Here is a 14,890-nt window from a genome sequence, read left to right on the forward strand (position 1 = left end):
TACCGCGTCCTCCATCGGGTCTGCCGCGGCCGGTCGCACCGGCCCCGTATGCGGCGGGAGGAACCCCGGGTACCCGGCGGCCCGGTTCCCATACCCCCGGATGCATGAGGGCGGCAGCCGGGGCAACGTGAGGGGCATGACGACGAAGCTCGGTGCCTTTGTTCTCGGTACGCCCGACCCCGCCGCCCTGGCCGATTTCTACCGCGCCCTGCTGGGCTGGGAGGAGGTCGAACGGGACCCCGAGTGGGTCCGGCTGAGGGCCCCCGAGCGGGAGCGCCCGAGTCTCAGCTTCCAGCTCGAAGCGGACCACACGCCTCCGGTGTGGCCGCAACTCCCGGGCACCCAGCAGATGCAGGCGCACCTGGACCTGGAGGTGGACGACCTGGAGGCGGAGACCCAGCGGGCGTGTGCCCTGGGCGCGACGCTGGAGGAGCTCCAGCCGCAGAAGGACGTCCGGGTCCTGCGCGACCCCCACGGCCACCCCTTCTGCCTGTTCCTCCCGGGGGCCTGACACGCCCCGGCGGCCCGGGCCGTCACACGCCGGCCGCCGGCGCCCAGGATCTCCAGGGGCACCGGCGGCCGGTTCCACGTGCCGGACGTACCTCAGACGGGCACGGCCCCCGAGTGGTCGGGCCGGTCGGCCTCCGCGGCGGAGGCGCCGCGGCTCAGCAGGGTGTCGGCGGTGCTCAGGGCCTCGCGCACGTCACTGACGCCCGTCATGACGCACAGGGTGTACGCGGTGTCCTCCCGTTGCCGGACGGTCTCCGGGGTGGAACGGCGCTCGTCCTCGATCACCGCGTCGGCATATCGGGACAGTGCGGCACGCAGGTCCGCGGGCGTGGGAAGCAGCACAGCCAACTCCTCTCAACTGAACTGACCCTCCCGAGCCGACAAGGTGGCCGGGGAGGGGGCGTCGCTCACGACGATCATCGGATTCCCCGTCACGCGCGGACCATTCCAACCGTTTTCGGCCGAAGTCGAATTCCCGCGCCCCCGTTGACGGCGACGTCACGGGGCACACGTCCTCCATGGCCGGGGCGGCCGTCCTGCGGATGTGGACACCCAGCCCCGCACGGCAGGCCCCCCGGTCATCCGTCCTTCCCGGCCGGCACGGGTTCGGCCGACGACCCGGTGACCGCCGCGGCCCGGTCCTCGTAGGGGAATCCGTAGCGTGCCAGGCAGTGCCACACCTTCTTGACCGCCTGAGGATCGAAGCGCCCCGCGCACGCCGCTTCCCCGACGATCCGGGGGTCGAGGACGCCGTCCACGGCGATGGCCGCGCCCAGGTCGACGTACTCTTGACCCCGGTAGCCGGGGTGCCGGCGCAGCTCGTCCACCGTGAGGCGGAACCCGGGGTGCCACTCCACCGGACAGCCCAGCCGTTCGGCCGCCGCCGCCACCTCGGTCCCCCGGTAGCAGGGGTCCAGGACCAGCGCCTCCACATCGCGGTCCGGGCGGACCGGCCCGTGCACCTGCGACTCGATGTAGTCGTCGAGCACATCCTGCTCATCGGCCAGCGCGAGGGCGATCAGGCCCATACGCGCGGCGACCCCGAAGTCCGTGGGCTCGAGGAAGCTGTCCGGATAACAGAAGGTCGTACGCTCCAGCGCCCCGACGCCCAACCGGAAGTGCGCCGAGCCGAACCTCGGCGCTCCGCCGACCGCGTACCGGCGGAAGTTCAACGCCCCGTAGACGGGCCGGTCCCCGGCCGGTGCGTCGTCGTACGCGCCGCCGAAGATCCTGCTCTCCCAGCGCCACCGGTCACCGCCCGGATGGGCCGTCAGGCCGCCGTTGCTCGTGCCGGTCACGAACTGCGAGGCGTAGACGCCGGTCGCGGCCATCGCCTCCAGCAAGGGCCTGCCGGCCGACAGCCGGTCCGGGTGGAAGTTGAGGGTCACGCGCAGGCCGGGGTCCAGAGCCGGACCCGACGCGCGCTCCGCGACATGGGCGAGGGCACGCCGCCGAGGAGTGGGGGAGGAAGGTGCGTTCATCGGCACAGTGTTCCCGCAAGCGCCCCGAGAGCGCAGGGAATTGTTTCCCGCACGGCGACCGGCGGCCGCGCGGGCCCGTGCCGCGTGACGTTATGGTCTTTCCGCCGTGCACAGGACCGACCGGGGGGGCCTTCGTGAGTCTGACCGCACAGATACTGCCGCTCGCCGGCGTGGTCCTGGGCGCCGTCACCTCGTTCGTGGTGACCAGTGCCAACGAGCGTACGAGATGGCGCAGGCAGCAGTCCGTCCGATGGGACGAACGCCGCCTGACCGCCTACGCCGACTACGCCCACGCGGTCAAGGAACTGGCCGCGCGCTACCAGATGCTTGCCGCCGGCCGGGGCCTCACGACCGGTCCCATCCCCGTGGAGGCGACGACCGAGGTCCTGGCCGAGGTGGGCCAGCTGGAGTCGCGGCGCTCCGCGCTCTCGGAGACGCTCGGCCTGCTCGGCGACACGGAGGCGAACACCGCGTCCAAGTCCGTGGACCACTGCCTGTGGCGGCTGGAGTCCCTGGCCCGGGGCGTCGAGACCGCGGTCGAGCAGGACTGGGACCAGGCGTACCTGCAGTTCCGGCAGGCCCGCGACCGGTACGTCGACCGTGCACGGGCCAGCCTCGGCGTGCCGGGGGCCGCCGCCCGCGCCGTGCCCTGGCCGGACGACTGGCGGCCCTCCGCCGGCTGACCGGCGCCAGGGCGTGCGCTACCTTCCTGGGGATATGGACGACGACGCCGAGGCCCCCTTCATCGACCCGGAGTCGGACTACCCGTGCTGCTGGTTCTGCCCGGCGCTGCGGCTGCCGCGCCCCGGCTTCCTCGTCGCGGACCGGCCCAGCCGGGACTGGCCGTTCGACGCGGCGGACGGCTTCCGGTACACCGTGGACACCCGGACCCCGGTCTGCGTGCACCCCGGCCGCGTCGGCCTGGCGGCGGAGCTCACCGCCCGGACCTATGCGGACCCACCGCTGCCGGGCCCCGAGGAGGCCGACCCGCACGGGCGCCCGCGCCGGTGGTGGCGGCTGCGGCGGCCCGGCTTCCCGGCCCCGCCGGCGCGCCGCTAGCCTGGGGCACCATGATGCGTGCCTGGTTGCTGCCGATCGTCTTCCTCGCCGTCGGAGCGGCCGCCGCGGCCGGGTCGATCGTCCGGGGGAGCACCGGCGAAGGCGTCGTCCTCCTGGTGGCCTTCGCGCTGCTCGCGGGCCTCAATTCTCCCTTGGTCTTCCCGAGGTCGGTCAGCGTGGCGGAGGCCCGGCGCCGCAGTGCGGCCGACGGCCGTCCCATCGTGTTCTGGCGGCCGGGCTGCACGTACTGTCTGCGGCTGCGCTTCCGGCTGCGCCGGCACGCCCGCCGGCTGCACTGGGTCGACATCTGGCGCGATCCCGAGGCCGCCGCCGCGGTGCGGGCGGTCAACGACGGCAACGAGACCGTGCCGACCGTCCTCGTGGCGGGGCGGGCCCACACCAACCCGGACCCGGCGTGGGTGCGGGAGCGGTCGGCCCCTTGACGGGACCCCCCCCTGCTACTCCTCGGCCCGCAGCCCCAGCCGGTCCGCCACCGTGCCCAGAGCCGCACCCAGCGGGAGCCCGATCCGCGTGACCGCCTGGCCGTCGCCCCGGGTCGGCTCGCGGTTGACGATGAGCACCGGCTTACCGGCCTGCGCCGCCTGCCGGACGAACCGCAGCCCGGACATCACCGTCAGCGAGGACCCCAGAACGAGCAGTGAGTCCGCCGTACGGACCAGCTCCCGGCAGTGCTCCACCCGTGCCGGGGGCACCGACTCGCCGAAGAACACCACGTCCGGCTTGAGGATGCCGCCGCAGACCTCGCACGGCACCACCCGGAAGTCCCCGACCTGCTCGTCGGTGAGGTCGGCGTCACCGTCCGGATTGACCCCGGCCGCCACCGGCTGGAAACCGGGGTTCGCCTCCTCCAGGCGCCGGGCGACCTCGCGCCGCGCGACGAGCGTGCCGCAGTTCAGGCAGACGACCCGGTCCAGGCCCCCGTGGAGCTCCACCACGTCCTCGCTGCCGGCGGCCTGGTGCAGGCCGTCGACGTTCTGGGTGATCACCCCGGCGAGCCTGCCACCGCGCCCGAACGCGGCGACCGCCCGGTGGCCGGCGTTCGGGAGGGCGCGCCGGAAGGTCTTCCAGCCGAGGTGGCTGCGGGCCCAGTACCGCTGCCGGGCTCGGGCGCCGGACGTGAAGTCCTGGTACGTCATCGGGGTGTGCCGGCTCAGACTTCCGCCCTCGCCCCGGTAGTCGGGGATGCCGGACTCCGTCGAGATGCCGGCTCCGCTCAGCACCAGCACACCGCCCCGGCCGAGCGCTTCGACCACGGGTTCCAGGTCGGTGGTGGCCGGGGGCAGCCCCGCGGTGGGGGTCCAGCTCAGAGTGGGGCGCATGCGCATTCCTCCAGAGTACGGAACCGGCCGCCCACCGCCCCGCCCTCAGGGCAGCAGCTCGATGTACCCGTCGGTGCCGTGCACGCGGATGCGCTGCCCGTCCCGGATGCGCCGGGTGGCGTGCTCGACGCCCACGACGGCCGGGAGCCCGTACTCCCGGGCGATCACCGCGCCGTGGGTCATCAGCCCGCCCACCTCGGTCACCAGACCCGCGATCCCCACGAACAGCGGGGACCAGCTGGGGTCCGTGAAGGTGGTGACCAGGATGTCGCCCGCTTCGAGATCGGCCTCGGCCACGTCCAGGATCACGCGGGCCCGTCCCTCGACGGTCCCGGCGGACACCGGCAGGCCGCTCAGCGCGCCCTCCGGCGCGTCGTCCCGCCGGTACGCCCCGTTCACCGCCTCACCGTCCGAGGTGAGCACCCGGGGCGGGGTGAGCGCGCTGTACGCCCGGAACTCCTCCCTGCGCCGCCGGACGAGGTCCTGGTCCACCGCCCCGGAGCGCACGGCGTCACCGAACTCCTCCAGCGTGAGGTAGGAGGCGTCCTCCCAGTCGGCCAGCACTCCGGCTTCGGCCAGGCGGCCGGCCTCCCGGACGAGGGCTTGCCGGTAGAGGAAGTAGCGGCAGACGATCGCGTACTTCGGGTACTCGCGGTACCCGATGAAGGTGCGGACCCGGTCGATCATCCGCTTGGTCTCCTCGGCCTTCCGGTCGCCGTCCGGAAGGGCCCGCAGCCGTGCGAGCACGTCCCGTTCCTTCGCCAGGGCCTTTCGCCGCCCCTCCTCGAAGCGCCGCGCGGCCGTGCCCGGCCCGAAGAGCCGTACGTTGTCGAGGATCACCGGCACGAGCGCGGTGGGGCGCTCGCTCCAGCGCGGCCGGGTGATGTCGATCTCCCCGACGCACCGCATGCCGTACCGGGCGAGGTACGCCTCGATGGCCTCGCGGGCCTCGGCCCCGCCGGGGACTCCTCCCAGCCCGTCCAGCAGGCCGTCGTCGTCCACGGCGCCCCGCAGGTACGCCACCACCTCCGGATACGGGCGGATCGCGTCGGCGACGTCCAGGAGGGCGAGGCCCATCTCCGAGGTCACGTTGTCGGGGGCGGACAGGGTGAGCGTGTCGGCCGCGTTCTTCTCGCCCAGCCATTCCAGCAGCTTGTCGTTGAGCCACCAGGTGGACTCCATGCCCGCCATGATCGCCTGCATGCTCACGGGGTCGCCGAGTACCCGCTTGTGCTCCGCGAAGGCCGTCGGCAGGTAGTCGAACAGGGCGGTCCCGGAACGCGTCCGGATCTCACGCTCCAGGGCGGCGACGGACTCCTCGCTGCGCGCGATCAAGCCGGCGACGACGGCCGGGTCGGTCGCGATCGGGGCGGGCGCGCCACCGGCCGGCGGCGCGGCGGGTGCCGGGTCCGGGAGTGCCGGGACGAAGCCGGGGCGGGCGAGGACGGTCTCCAGGGCGTCCCTGACCAGCGGGTCGCCCTTGCCCATCATGTCCAGGAGCCCGGCCCGGACGGAGGGCGAGGCGAGGCGCCGGGTGACGTCCACGAACAGCCGCCCGCCGGCCTCCACCATCGGAGCCATGGCCGTCAGCCGCCACATCGACAGCCCCAGGGGCTTCATCGCGTCGGTCATCATCTGCTGATGCCCGACGGAGACGTAGACGTGGTTCCCGTCGTCCGCCGCGTCCGGGACGGGGAACAGCGTCGTGATCGGCCGGCTCTGGACGATCCGGAAACCGTCGTCGGACAGGCACCACTCGATGTCCTGCGGGCGGCCGAAGTGCTTCTCGGCCCGCCGCCCGAGCTCCACCAGGCCGAGGACCTGCTCGTCCGTCAGGGCCGGCTCCTCTCGCCGTCCCGCGTCGACCGCCACCTCCCGCGTGCCACCGCCCTCCAGGGCCTCGACGGCACGCTCCTTGACGGCGATCGACCGGCTGGTGATCTCACCGTCGCGCACGGTGAAGACGTCCGGGTTGACCAGGCCGGAGACCAGGGCCTCGCCCAGCCCGAAGCCGGCGTCCACCGTGGCGTCCCGGCGGTTGCCGGTCACCGGGTCGGCCGTGAAGAGGATGCCCGACGCCCGCGGGAACACCATCCGCTGCACGACGACGGCCATGTGAACGGCTCGGTGGTCGATGCCGCCCCGCCGGCGGTACGTCACGGCCCGCTCGGTGAACAGCGACGCCCAGCACCGGCTGAGGTGACGGAGCACCGACTCCGGACCCACGACGTTCAGATAGGAGTCCTGCTGGCCGGCGAAGGACGCCGTCGGCAGGTCCTCGGCCGTGGCGCTGGACCGCACGGCGTACGCGGCGTGCTCGCCGTGCCGGGCGAGTGCGCCGGTGACCTCCGCCGCCAGGTCCTCCGGCAGCGCGAGGCCCTCGACGGTCCGCCGGATCTCCGCGCTCAGGGTGCGTACGGCCTCCCGGTCGTCCGGGTGCACGCCCGCCAGCCGGTCGAGCTGTTCGGCGACCGCCGGCTCCGCGGCCACGACGCGCCGGAAGGCGTCCGTCGTGACGCAGAATCCGGCCGGCACCCGGACGCCCTCGATCCGCGCCAGCGTGGCCAGGTGCGCGCCCTTGCCGCCGACGGCCGCGACCGGCGCCCCCTCGGCCTCGTTCAGATCCCACACGTACCGCTCGCGCACGCAGCGTCCTCATTTCCGCAGGTCGGGGTGGTCAGGCCGATGATTCTGCGGCACCACCCGGCCCTTGCCGCAAGCCCCCCGGTGCGCTATATGTTGGTTACGGCAGGGAGAGGGTTCTCCCTGCTTCCTGTTTTTGTACGCCGTGCCGGGCGGCCCGCCCGCCACCGGCACGCGCTCCCCGGCCACCTCATCGGGTCAGGCACCGGGCCCGCCCCTCCGCAGCAGTACCGGCCGCAGCCGGCTGTAGCCGCGCACCGACACCGGGCGCAGCGGCCTCAGCGTGTACGCCGCCAGCCCCGCGAGCTCCCCGGCGAGCGCGGTGTCGACCAGGACGGACGCGGGGCGGGCCACCGCCGTGAGCCGGGCCGCGATGTTGACCGCCGCCCCGTAGACGTCACCGAACCGGCCGATCACCGGGCCGTGGGCCAGCCCGGTCCGCACCTGCGGCAGTTTCGGGTCGGCCTGGGCCCGCGCCGTCAGCTCCAGGCCGATCCCGGCGGCATCGGCCGCGGACTCGCAGACGAAGAGCACCTCGTCGCCGATGGTCTTCACCACCTGGCCCCGGCCCTCGGCCACCACATCGCCGGTCAGGGTCTCGAACCGGTCGAGCACGCCCACCAGTTCGGCGCCGTCCAGGCCACGGGTCATCCGGGTGTAGCCCACCATGTCGGTGAACCCGACCGAGCGCTCCCGGACGTGCGCGCCGTCACCGGCCACGGCGCCGTCCGCCTGCTCCTCGGTCAGCAAGTGCCCGGCCTGCGCGACGAGATGACGGCGCCAGACGTACCGCTGGACGCGCTCGATCTCCGGCAGCAGCGCCGCCATGTGCTCCAGAAGGGCTTCCCGGTCGGGCGAGGATTCCCCGCCGCGCCCCATCCAGTCCCGCAAGGTGCCCACCTGCCAGTCGGCGAGCCGGGAGAGGTGATGGCCCAGGGCCCGGGCCATCAGGGTCTCGCTGTGCTCGGTGATCAGCCCGGTCGCGATGAGGCGTTCCCCCGCGCGCAGGGCCTCGACGTCGGCGTCGGTGAAGACCGCGGACTCGTCGTCCACCGCCGGGAACCCGAGCGCGCGCCACACCCGCACGGCACGCTCGAACTCCACCCCGGCGCGCGCGGCCACGTTCCGCCGGGTCCAGACCCGGCCGCCGCCGAGCAGCACCTCCTCCACCGACCCCGCCGCCGCGCCGTCCGGCTCCCCGCTCACGTGGTGTGCACGATCAGGACGTCGAGGCCGGCCTTCCTGGCGACGTCCGCCGGCACCGAGCCGAGGAGCCGCCCCGCGAGCGACCTCAGCCCCCGGTTGCCGACCACCAGGAGGTCCGCCGAGCACTTCCGGGCCGTCCGCACGAGCGAGGGGACCGGCTCGCCCTCCACGGCGACCGTGCGCACCTCGGCCGCGCCCTGGAGGTGGGCGTGGTCTCTCGCGGTCCTCAAGGTCTCCTCGGCGGGGGCGGAGCCCACCACCTGGTATGCCTCCGCGCCCAACTGATCCTGAGCGGCCGCGAGTTCGGGGCCGCGCATGGGTGCGTACGCGCAGGTGATGACGAGCTCGGCGCCGCACACGGCGGCGAGGCGTGCGGCGGCCTCGACGGCCGCGTACGACGATGCGGACCCGTCCGTGCCGACCAGTACGGTCCGATAGGCGGTCAAGGCAAACTCCTTACTCTGAAGTAAACTTACTTCAGAGTAAGGTAAAGGGCGCGGCGGACCCGGGCAAGAGTGCGGTCACCGGACCGGTGGCTTGACGACGCGCCGCGGACCCGACCGCGTTCAGCCGTAGAGGGACACGGCCCCCGGGCTGCCGGCCGCGAAGCGCTGACCCGCGGCGATCTCGTCGGCGACCACCGACCACACGGACTCCTCGTCCCCGAAGGGCAGCGGGTCCACCTCGCTCGTCGTCCGCCGGATGTGCTCCACCTCGCGGTCCAGGCGCTCGAAGTCCGCCTCCTCGTCGGCGTCCTCACCGCTGAAGGCGAACTCCTCCAGCAGCCGCTGGAGCAGCACGGCCACGTGCACGAGGGAGGAGACATCGGAGTGCAGCGCCCGCACGGTCTCCTCGTCCGGGTCGAAGGCGTACACCCTCCCGGAGCCAGGATCGAGCGCGAGGTGCGCGTTCAGCAGCCAGCCGATCACCGGCCACCCGCCCGCGTCCTCGCCGGCGTCGACCACCTCCCGCACGAGGGGGAGCAGCCCCGACTCCGGAGCGGCCGTCCGCAGTGAGAGCGTCCCGGTGGGCACGCCCACGGTGCACAGGAGGCGGGCACCCTCGGTGCGGGCGGCAGCAGGCGGGAATCCGGCGGCGGGCAGGGTGACGATCCGGTCCTCGCCGAAGAGGGCGACGAGTTCGGTACGGGCGATGTCGAACAGCACGGGTGGGGCTCCGGAATCGGCGGCGGGCGGACGAAGGGGAAGGACGAGGGGAACAGCATCGCCCACGCCGGTGAAGCGGTGGGCCCCGGGCTCGCGACGACCGGTCGGGTAGGTTCCCGGCCATGGCTGAACCGAGCTTCCTGCCCTGGCCGCCCGCGCCGATACCCACCGCACGGCTCGTGCTGCGCGAAGCGGAGAGCCGGGACCGCCCGGCGTTCATCGAGTTGTTCGCCTCACCGGAGGTGAACGCCTACCTGGGCGGCCCCCGCCCGCGCGACCGGCTCGCCCTCGAACTGCCCGGAACGCCGGGGAGGCGCCCGGGGCACTTCGTCATCGAACTCGACGGGGCGATGATCGGCACCATCGAGCTCCGACGCCGCGACCTGGAAGGGCCGGACGCGGTCCGCCCGGAGGCCGGGACGGCCGAACTGGGCTACCTGCTGCTGCCGGAGGCATGGGGCCGGGGGTACGCCGCCGAGGCGTGCGCGGCGCTCCTCGACCGGTTCGCCGCGACCTGCCCCGGCGAACCCGTGGTGCTCTTCACCCAGACCGCCAACGCCCGCTCCCTGCGCGTCGCCGAGAAGCTCGGCTTCACCGAGATCCACCGCTTCGAGGCGTGGGGCGCCGAACAGTGGATGGGCGTACGGACCCCGGCCGTGTAACCCGGCACACCACCGGTGTCAGGCGTCGAGCACGGCGGCGACCGCCTCGATCTCGACCAGCTGGTCCCGGTAACCCAGCACCGTGACGCCCATCAGCGTGCTGGGCACGTCGTGCTCGCCGAAGGTGTTCCGGACCACCTGCCAGGCCGTCACCAGGTCCTTCTGGTCGCTCGACGCCACGAGCACCCGGGTACTGATGACGTCCTGGAGCGACGCGCCGGCGGCGCGCAGGGCGACCTCCATGTTCTCGACGGCCTTGAGCGCCTGGCCCGCGTAGTCCCCGACCGCCGCCGTCGAACCGTCGTCGTTCAACGGGCACGCCCCGGCGAGGAAGATCAGCCGCGACTCGGCGGGCGCCGTGGCCGCGTACGCGTACTCGGCGACATCGGAGAGGGCGGCCGAGCGGATCAGGGTGACGGCGCGGGGCATGTCGCGGGGTCCAATCGCGTAGAGAGCCGAACCCGGACATCCTGCCAGCGAAGGCCGCGCCCGTCTCCTCCATTTCCGCCCACGGCCTCCCTGGACGGAACACCTAGAGCACGTCCGCCGCCGCCCACCGCAGCCCGCCCAGCAGATGCGCGCGGAACGCCGGATCGGAGTAGGCGGCCTCCGCGTGTCCGAGAGCCGTGAAGAACGAGCGGCCCGCGCCGGACTCGCGGCACCAGATCAAGGGGTGGTCGGCCCCCATGCCACCGCCCTCGTAACCGGACTCGGCGATCGTCGCCAGGACCCGCACCCCGGGGAGGTGGCGCGGGTTGCTCCGGAAGTCGTACCACTCGTCCTCCCGGTCCCAGCGCGGCGGCAGATGGCGTGTCGCCGGGTGGTCCCGGTCCTCGATCAGCACGGTGCCGGGCTGGAAGGCGGGGTGCCCGGCGAAGCGTGCGCCGACCAGTTCCCCGTAGTACGGCCAGCCGTACTCGGTGCACGCGGCGGAGTGGACGCCCATGAAACCGCAGCCGTCGGAGACCCGGCGGCGCAGCGCGGCCCGCCCCTCCGGTGTGAGCACGTCCCCGCTGGTGGACAGGAAGACCACCGCGTCGCGCCCCGCCAGGGACGCGTCCGTGAAGACCGAGGGGTCCTCGGAGCACTCCACCCCGAACCCGTGCTCCTCGCCCAGTTCGCGCAGGGCCGCCCGCCCCGCGGGGATCGAGTCGTGGCGGTAGTCCGCGGTGCGGGTGAAGACGAGAACGTCCGACAGGCGGCCGGCAGGGGGCATGCTGCGACTCCGGTTTCCAGGGCTGTGCGCGGTGGCGACGGTCAACGGCAGTGTGCCCCGGAAGCGGGGCGTCCCATGCGTACGTACCGGTTGGGCAACCGTTCGAAGACGCAGGACCACCTCTGCCCGGCGCGTCCCTAGACTCGCCGCATGAACAACCTGACGTGCACCCACTGCGGAACCGTCGGCCTGGAGGACGGCTTCATCGAGGACGCCGGCGACCACTCGCGCGGATACGCCCGCTGGATCGAGGGCGCCCTGGAGCGCGGGGTGTTCGGCGGCGCCAAGCGCATGGGCCGGCCGCGCCGGCAGATCGAGGCGTTCCGCTGCCCCAAGTGCGGACACCTCGACCTGTTCGCCACCGGCCAGGTGTAGGGCCCGCCCGGCGGACCCCTCCGCTTCGGATACGCCGACGATATGCGGCGGCTCGTAGCATGGCCGCATGCGTGTGCTGATCGTCGAGGACGAACCGTATATGGCGGAAGCCATCCGCGACGGTCTGCGGCTGGAGGCCATCGCGGCCGACATCGCCGGCGACGGCGGCACCGCGCTCGAACTGCTGAGCATCAACACCTACGACATCGCCGTCCTCGACCGGGACATTCCCGGCCCCTCCGGCGACGAGATCGCCCGGCGCATCGTCGCCTCCGGGAGCGGCATGCCGATCCTGATGCTCACCGCCGCCGACCGTCTGGACGACAAGGCGTCCGGCTTCGGACTCGGCGCCGACGACTACCTCACCAAGCCCTTCGCCATGCGGGAGCTGGTGCTCAGACTCCGGGCGCTGGACCGCAGACGCGCGCACAGCCGGCCACCCGTGCAGGAGGTCGCGGGCCTGCGCCTCGACCCGTTCCGCCGTGAGACCTACCGCGACGGCCGCTACGTCGCACTGACCCGTAAACAGTTCGCGGTACTCGAAGTCCTCGTCGCCGCGGAAGGCGGCGTCGTCAGCGCCGAGGAACTCCTGCGACGGGCGTGGGACGAGAACGCCGACCCGTTCACCAACGCCGTACGCATCACGGTCTCCGCCCTGCGCAAGCGGCTCGGCGAGCCGTGGGTCATCGCCACCGTGCCCGGCGTCGGCTACCGCATCGACACCACGCCGGCACCCGGCGACCGGGCGGCGGACCGTGGCTAGACAGCCCGGCCCGAGCATCCGCCTCAAGCTCACCCTCAGCTACACCGGATTCGTCCTGCTGGCGGGCATCCTGATGCTCGTCACCGGGTGGCTGTTCCTGACGCGCGTCCCGCACATCGGGCTGGTCTTCGTGCCCGACTACCAACTCGCCGTCGCCCGCGACTTCGCCCCGCTGGCCGCCGTGACACTCGCGTCCCTGCTGGTGTTCGGGCTCGGCGGCGGTTGGTTCCTCGCCGGCCGCATGCTCGCCCCGCTCAACAGCATCACGCAGGCCACCCGCACGGCCGCCGCGGGCTCCCTCTCCCACCGCATCCGGCTCCCCGGACGCCAGGACGAGTTCCGCGAACTCGCCGACGCCTTCGACACGATGCTCGCGCAGCTCGAAGCACACGTCGGTGAACAGCGGAGATTCGCGGCCAACGCCTCCCACGAACTGCGCACCCCGCTCGCCGTGACGAAGGCACTGCTCGACGTGGCCCGCGCCGATCCGGACCGCGGCACCGATCCGCTCGTCGACCGCCTGCACACCGTCAACACCCGGGCCATCGACCTCACCGAGGCCCTGCTCCTGCTCAGCCGCGCCGACCGGCAGAACTTCGCACGGGAGGACGTCGACCTCTCCCTCGTGGCGGAGGAGGCGACCGAGACGCTCCTGCCGCTCGCCGAGAAACACGGTGTCACCCTGGAGACCGACGGGGACATCGCGCCCACGACCGGCTCGCCGGCCCTGCTGCTCCAGCTGGCCACCAACCTCGTGCACAACGCCGTCGTCCACAACCGGCCCGAGCACGGCAGCGTACGCGTCACCACCGAGGTCCGCCCGCACACCGTGGCGCTCACCGTCGAGAACACCGGTGACCCGGTCCCACCGGACCTCGTCCCCCGCCTCACCGAACCGTTCCAGCGCGGCACGGAACGCGTGCACACCGACCACCCCGGCGCGGGGCTCGGCCTGGCCATCGTCAGATCCATCACCCACGCGCACCACGGCACGCTCACCCTCGCCCCGCGCCCGGCCGGCGGACTCCGCGTCACGGTCGAACTGCCCGCCGCCACGCCTCCGCCACGACCCTGACCGCACATATCGCCCGCGTATGGAGATGCGCATACGCCCCCGCAACAGCCCCGCGTATTGACTGGGCGGCATGGATCAGAACAGCGCACTGCCCACCTCGGCCGGCCGCGTACGAAGAGTCCTCCGCCTGGTCGTGCTCACCGCTCTCGGCGTCGTCGCGGTGGCCGTCGCCCCGTTCGTGCTGCGCATGTTCGTGGTGTCCGTGCCCATGGTCGTCCACGGTGGCTGGTACGCCTGGTTCTGCACGTTCAACGGCGTGATGCTGACCATGGTGGCCGCGCTGCCGCTGTCCGCCCTGATCGTGTGGCTCCTGACGCGCAGGCGCCGGGCGGCGGGGGTCGAGCCGGCCCGGGCGCGACGCGTGTCGCTGGCCGATGTCGCCATGGTCCACGGGACGTTGCCGTGGGTCTGGCTCGTCCTGATGCCCGGCGCGCACGCCGGTGAGGTCCCCGGCCGCGTCAGCCTGGTGCCGCTCGTGGACCTGGTCACGATGGGGCCGCTCGGGCTGCTCGGCAATCTGCTGGTGTTCGCCGCGCTCGGCTTCTTCGCCCCGATGCGGTACGCCGCGCTGGCGTCGCTGCCGCGCGTGCTGGCGCTCGGGGCCGGCCTCTCGGTGCTGCTGGAAACCCTCCAATACGTGCTCCGGCTCGACCGCGTCTCCTCGGTGGACGACGTCCTGGTCAACGCGGCCGGCGCCGCGCTGGCCGCCCTCGCGTCCACCCGTTGGTGGCTGCCGCGCGCGGCGGACGTTCACGCGTAGGCGGCCAGGAAGGCCCGGATGCCGCCGTCGGCGTAGCGGTCCAGTTCGGCGGTGGTGTGCTGGGCGCTGCCGTGGAACATGGCCTGGTTCACCGGAATCCACAGCAGCAGCCCGGAGAAGTGGTGGGCGGCCAGGAGCGGGTCGGGGGTCTTGAGGAGCCCTTGGTCGGTGAGACGGCGGAACGTGTCCGCCAGCGTGGCGAGGACCCGCTCGAACCCCTGCTCGTACCAGGCGGCGCCGAGCTCCGGAAAGGCGTCGGCGTTGGCGATGATCAGGCGCCGCAACTGGATCACCTGGGGCCGGGTGAGCGCCGTGAGGAACTGCCGGGCGAGCCGGTTCAGGTTCTCGGCGAGGGATTCCGCGTCGGCGGGGATGTCGGCCACCAGGTGGACCAAGGCGTCGATCCGGTCCGTGGTGGCCAGCACGATGTCGGCGAACAGCTTCTCCTTGTCCGCGAAGTGCTTGTAGACGGTCTGCTTGGAGACCGCGGCCAGCTTCGCGATGTCGTCCATGCTCGTGCCCGCGTATCCCTTGTTCAGGAACACATCGGTCGCGGCCTCCAGGATCGCCTGGTGCTTGCGCGCTGACCGGCTGTCCATCGTCGGCTCCCTCTCCACGTCCGCTTCTGCCTGCC

General features: G+C 73.0%; 19 protein-coding genes. 9 read left to right on the plus strand and 10 right to left on the minus strand.

What is annotated here, in order from left to right; translation table 11 throughout:
• Nucleotides 1-136: 136 nt before the first annotated feature.
• Nucleotides 137-511 (plus strand): VOC family protein, encoded by a 375-nt coding sequence (locus tag ACFUJY_RS17270; RefSeq protein ID WP_383299856.1) that lies wholly within the window; start codon nt 137-139, stop codon nt 509-511.
• Between the two features lie 92 nt (nt 512-603).
• Here the strand turns inward: ACFUJY_RS17270 and ACFUJY_RS17275 are convergent, their stop codons facing one another.
• Together ACFUJY_RS17275 and ACFUJY_RS17280 are read right to left on the minus strand one after the other, a co-directional pair.
• Entirely contained in the window at nt 604-852 is a 249-nt protein-coding gene (locus ACFUJY_RS17275; RefSeq protein WP_383299858.1) for a DUF5133 domain-containing protein, read from the minus strand.
• Nucleotides 853-1,088: 236 nt separating this feature from the next.
• On the minus strand, nt 1,089-1,991 hold the full coding sequence (locus ACFUJY_RS17280) for a DUF3626 domain-containing protein (protein WP_383299861.1): 903 nt from the start codon (nt 1,989-1,991) through the stop codon (nt 1,089-1,091).
• Nucleotides 1,992-2,125: 134 nt separating this feature from the next.
• On the opposite strand from ACFUJY_RS17280, the gene ACFUJY_RS17285 reads away from it, so the two are divergent.
• The 3 genes from ACFUJY_RS17285 to ACFUJY_RS17295 are packed head-to-tail and all read left to right on the plus strand — an operon-like array spanning nt 2,126 to nt 3,493.
• Nucleotides 2,126-2,674 carry a hypothetical protein gene (locus ACFUJY_RS17285; RefSeq protein WP_383299864.1) on the plus strand — a complete coding sequence of 183 codons (549 nt, stop codon included), beginning with the start codon at nt 2,126-2,128 and terminating at the stop codon, nt 2,672-2,674.
• A gap of 34 nt (nt 2,675-2,708) precedes the next feature.
• On the plus strand, nt 2,709-3,050 hold the full coding sequence (locus tag ACFUJY_RS17290; protein WP_383299867.1) for a hypothetical protein: 342 nt from the start codon (nt 2,709-2,711) through the stop codon (nt 3,048-3,050).
• A gap of 11 nt (nt 3,051-3,061) precedes the next feature.
• Nucleotides 3,062-3,493: a glutaredoxin domain-containing protein gene (locus ACFUJY_RS17295; RefSeq protein ID WP_383299869.1), complete on the plus strand. Its 432-nt coding sequence runs from the start codon at nt 3,062-3,064 to the stop codon at nt 3,491-3,493.
• 15 nt (nt 3,494-3,508) lie between these two features.
• On the opposite strand, the gene ACFUJY_RS17300 is transcribed toward ACFUJY_RS17295, so the two are convergent.
• The 5 genes from ACFUJY_RS17300 to ACFUJY_RS17320 all read right to left on the minus strand — a co-directional run bounded on the left by ACFUJY_RS17300 (nt 3,509) and on the right by ACFUJY_RS17320 (nt 9,405).
• Nucleotides 3,509-4,396, minus strand: a complete 888-nt coding sequence (locus ACFUJY_RS17300) for an NAD-dependent protein deacetylase (RefSeq protein ID WP_383299871.1) — start codon at nt 4,394-4,396, stop codon at nt 3,509-3,511.
• Nucleotides 4,397-4,435: 39 nt separating this feature from the next.
• Nucleotides 4,436-7,036 (minus strand): rifamycin-inactivating phosphotransferase, encoded by a 2,601-nt coding sequence (gene rph / locus ACFUJY_RS17305; RefSeq protein WP_383299873.1) that lies wholly within the window; start codon nt 7,034-7,036, stop codon nt 4,436-4,438.
• A gap of 195 nt (nt 7,037-7,231) precedes the next feature.
• A complete protein-coding gene (locus tag ACFUJY_RS17310; protein WP_383299876.1) occupies nt 7,232-8,239 on the minus strand; it encodes an adenylate cyclase regulatory domain-containing protein in 1,008 nt (335 codons plus the stop codon).
• Nucleotides 8,236-8,685: a universal stress protein gene (locus tag ACFUJY_RS17315; protein WP_383299878.1), complete on the minus strand. Its 450-nt coding sequence runs from the start codon at nt 8,683-8,685 to the stop codon at nt 8,236-8,238. Before ACFUJY_RS17315 ends, ACFUJY_RS17310 begins: the two co-directional genes overlap by 4 nt.
• 120 nt (nt 8,686-8,805) lie before the next feature.
• Complete coding sequence (locus ACFUJY_RS17320) at nt 8,806-9,405, minus strand: SUKH-4 family immunity protein (protein ID WP_383299880.1); 600 nt, start codon at nt 9,403-9,405, stop codon at nt 8,806-8,808.
• 122 nt (nt 9,406-9,527) lie between these two features.
• On the opposite strand from ACFUJY_RS17320, the gene ACFUJY_RS17325 reads away from it, so the two are divergent.
• On the plus strand, nt 9,528-10,067 hold the full coding sequence (locus ACFUJY_RS17325) for a GNAT family N-acetyltransferase (protein ID WP_383299882.1): 540 nt from the start codon (nt 9,528-9,530) through the stop codon (nt 10,065-10,067).
• 18 nt (nt 10,068-10,085) lie between these two features.
• Here the strand turns inward: ACFUJY_RS17325 and ACFUJY_RS17330 are convergent, their stop codons facing one another.
• On the minus strand, nt 10,086-10,496 hold the full coding sequence (locus ACFUJY_RS17330; protein WP_383299885.1) for a RidA family protein: 411 nt from the start codon (nt 10,494-10,496) through the stop codon (nt 10,086-10,088).
• A 103-nt stretch (nt 10,497-10,599) separates the two neighbouring features.
• Nucleotides 10,600-11,283 carry a ThuA domain-containing protein gene (locus tag ACFUJY_RS17335; protein WP_383299887.1) on the minus strand — a complete coding sequence of 228 codons (684 nt, stop codon included), beginning with the start codon at nt 11,281-11,283 and terminating at the stop codon, nt 10,600-10,602.
• 150 nt (nt 11,284-11,433) lie between these two features.
• On the opposite strand from ACFUJY_RS17335, the gene ACFUJY_RS17340 reads away from it, so the two are divergent.
• From ACFUJY_RS17340 to ACFUJY_RS17355, 4 genes are all read left to right on the plus strand, one after another.
• Nucleotides 11,434-11,658 carry a hypothetical protein gene (locus ACFUJY_RS17340; RefSeq protein ID WP_383299890.1) on the plus strand — a complete coding sequence of 75 codons (225 nt, stop codon included), beginning with the start codon at nt 11,434-11,436 and terminating at the stop codon, nt 11,656-11,658.
• A 67-nt stretch (nt 11,659-11,725) separates the two neighbouring features.
• Entirely contained in the window at nt 11,726-12,421 is a 696-nt protein-coding gene (locus ACFUJY_RS17345) for a response regulator transcription factor (protein ID WP_383299893.1), read from the plus strand.
• Nucleotides 12,414-13,496 (plus strand): sensor histidine kinase, encoded by a 1,083-nt coding sequence (locus ACFUJY_RS17350; RefSeq protein ID WP_383299895.1) that lies wholly within the window; start codon nt 12,414-12,416, stop codon nt 13,494-13,496. The genes ACFUJY_RS17345 and ACFUJY_RS17350 overlap by 8 nt, the downstream gene beginning before the upstream one ends.
• 70 nt (nt 13,497-13,566) lie before the next feature.
• Nucleotides 13,567-14,256 (plus strand): VanZ family protein, encoded by a 690-nt coding sequence (locus ACFUJY_RS17355; protein WP_383299898.1) that lies wholly within the window; start codon nt 13,567-13,569, stop codon nt 14,254-14,256.
• Here ACFUJY_RS17355 and ACFUJY_RS17360 read toward each other — a convergent pair.
• On the minus strand, nt 14,247-14,855 hold the full coding sequence (locus tag ACFUJY_RS17360) for a TetR/AcrR family transcriptional regulator (RefSeq protein ID WP_383299901.1): 609 nt from the start codon (nt 14,853-14,855) through the stop codon (nt 14,247-14,249). The genes ACFUJY_RS17355 and ACFUJY_RS17360 overlap by 10 nt on opposite strands.
• Nucleotides 14,856-14,890: the final 35 nt, after the last annotated feature.

This window comes from Streptomyces sp. NPDC057249 (assembly GCF_042669245.1).
Taxonomy (GTDB): domain Bacteria; phylum Actinomycetota; class Actinomycetes; order Streptomycetales; family Streptomycetaceae; genus Streptomyces.

Bases quoted from the DNA above. Each gene is read 5' to 3' on its own strand.
- ACFUJY_RS17270 (WP_383299856.1), top strand. From the start codon at position 137: ATGACGACGAAGCTCGGTGCCTTTGTTCTCGGTACGCCCGACCCCGCC.
- ACFUJY_RS17280 (WP_383299861.1), bottom strand. From the start codon at position 1,991: ATGAACGCACCTTCCTCCCCCACTCCTCGGCGGCGTGCCCTCGCCCAT.
- ACFUJY_RS17290 (WP_383299867.1), top strand. From the start codon at position 2,709: ATGGACGACGACGCCGAGGCCCCCTTCATCGACCCGGAGTCGGACTAC.
- ACFUJY_RS17295 (WP_383299869.1), top strand. From the start codon at position 3,062: ATGATGCGTGCCTGGTTGCTGCCGATCGTCTTCCTCGCCGTCGGAGCG.
- ACFUJY_RS17300 (WP_383299871.1), bottom strand. From the start codon at position 4,396: ATGCGCATGCGCCCCACTCTGAGCTGGACCCCCACCGCGGGGCTGCCC.
- ACFUJY_RS17325 (WP_383299882.1), top strand. From the start codon at position 9,528: ATGGCTGAACCGAGCTTCCTGCCCTGGCCGCCCGCGCCGATACCCACC.
- ACFUJY_RS17330 (WP_383299885.1), bottom strand. From the start codon at position 10,496: ATGCCCCGCGCCGTCACCCTGATCCGCTCGGCCGCCCTCTCCGATGTC.
- ACFUJY_RS17335 (WP_383299887.1), bottom strand. From the start codon at position 11,283: ATGCCCCCTGCCGGCCGCCTGTCGGACGTTCTCGTCTTCACCCGCACC.
- ACFUJY_RS17340 (WP_383299890.1), top strand. From the start codon at position 11,434: ATGAACAACCTGACGTGCACCCACTGCGGAACCGTCGGCCTGGAGGAC.
- ACFUJY_RS17345 (WP_383299893.1), top strand. From the start codon at position 11,726: ATGCGTGTGCTGATCGTCGAGGACGAACCGTATATGGCGGAAGCCATC.
- ACFUJY_RS17355 (WP_383299898.1), top strand. From the start codon at position 13,567: ATGGATCAGAACAGCGCACTGCCCACCTCGGCCGGCCGCGTACGAAGA.
- ACFUJY_RS17360 (WP_383299901.1), bottom strand. From the start codon at position 14,855: ATGGACAGCCGGTCAGCGCGCAAGCACCAGGCGATCCTGGAGGCCGCG.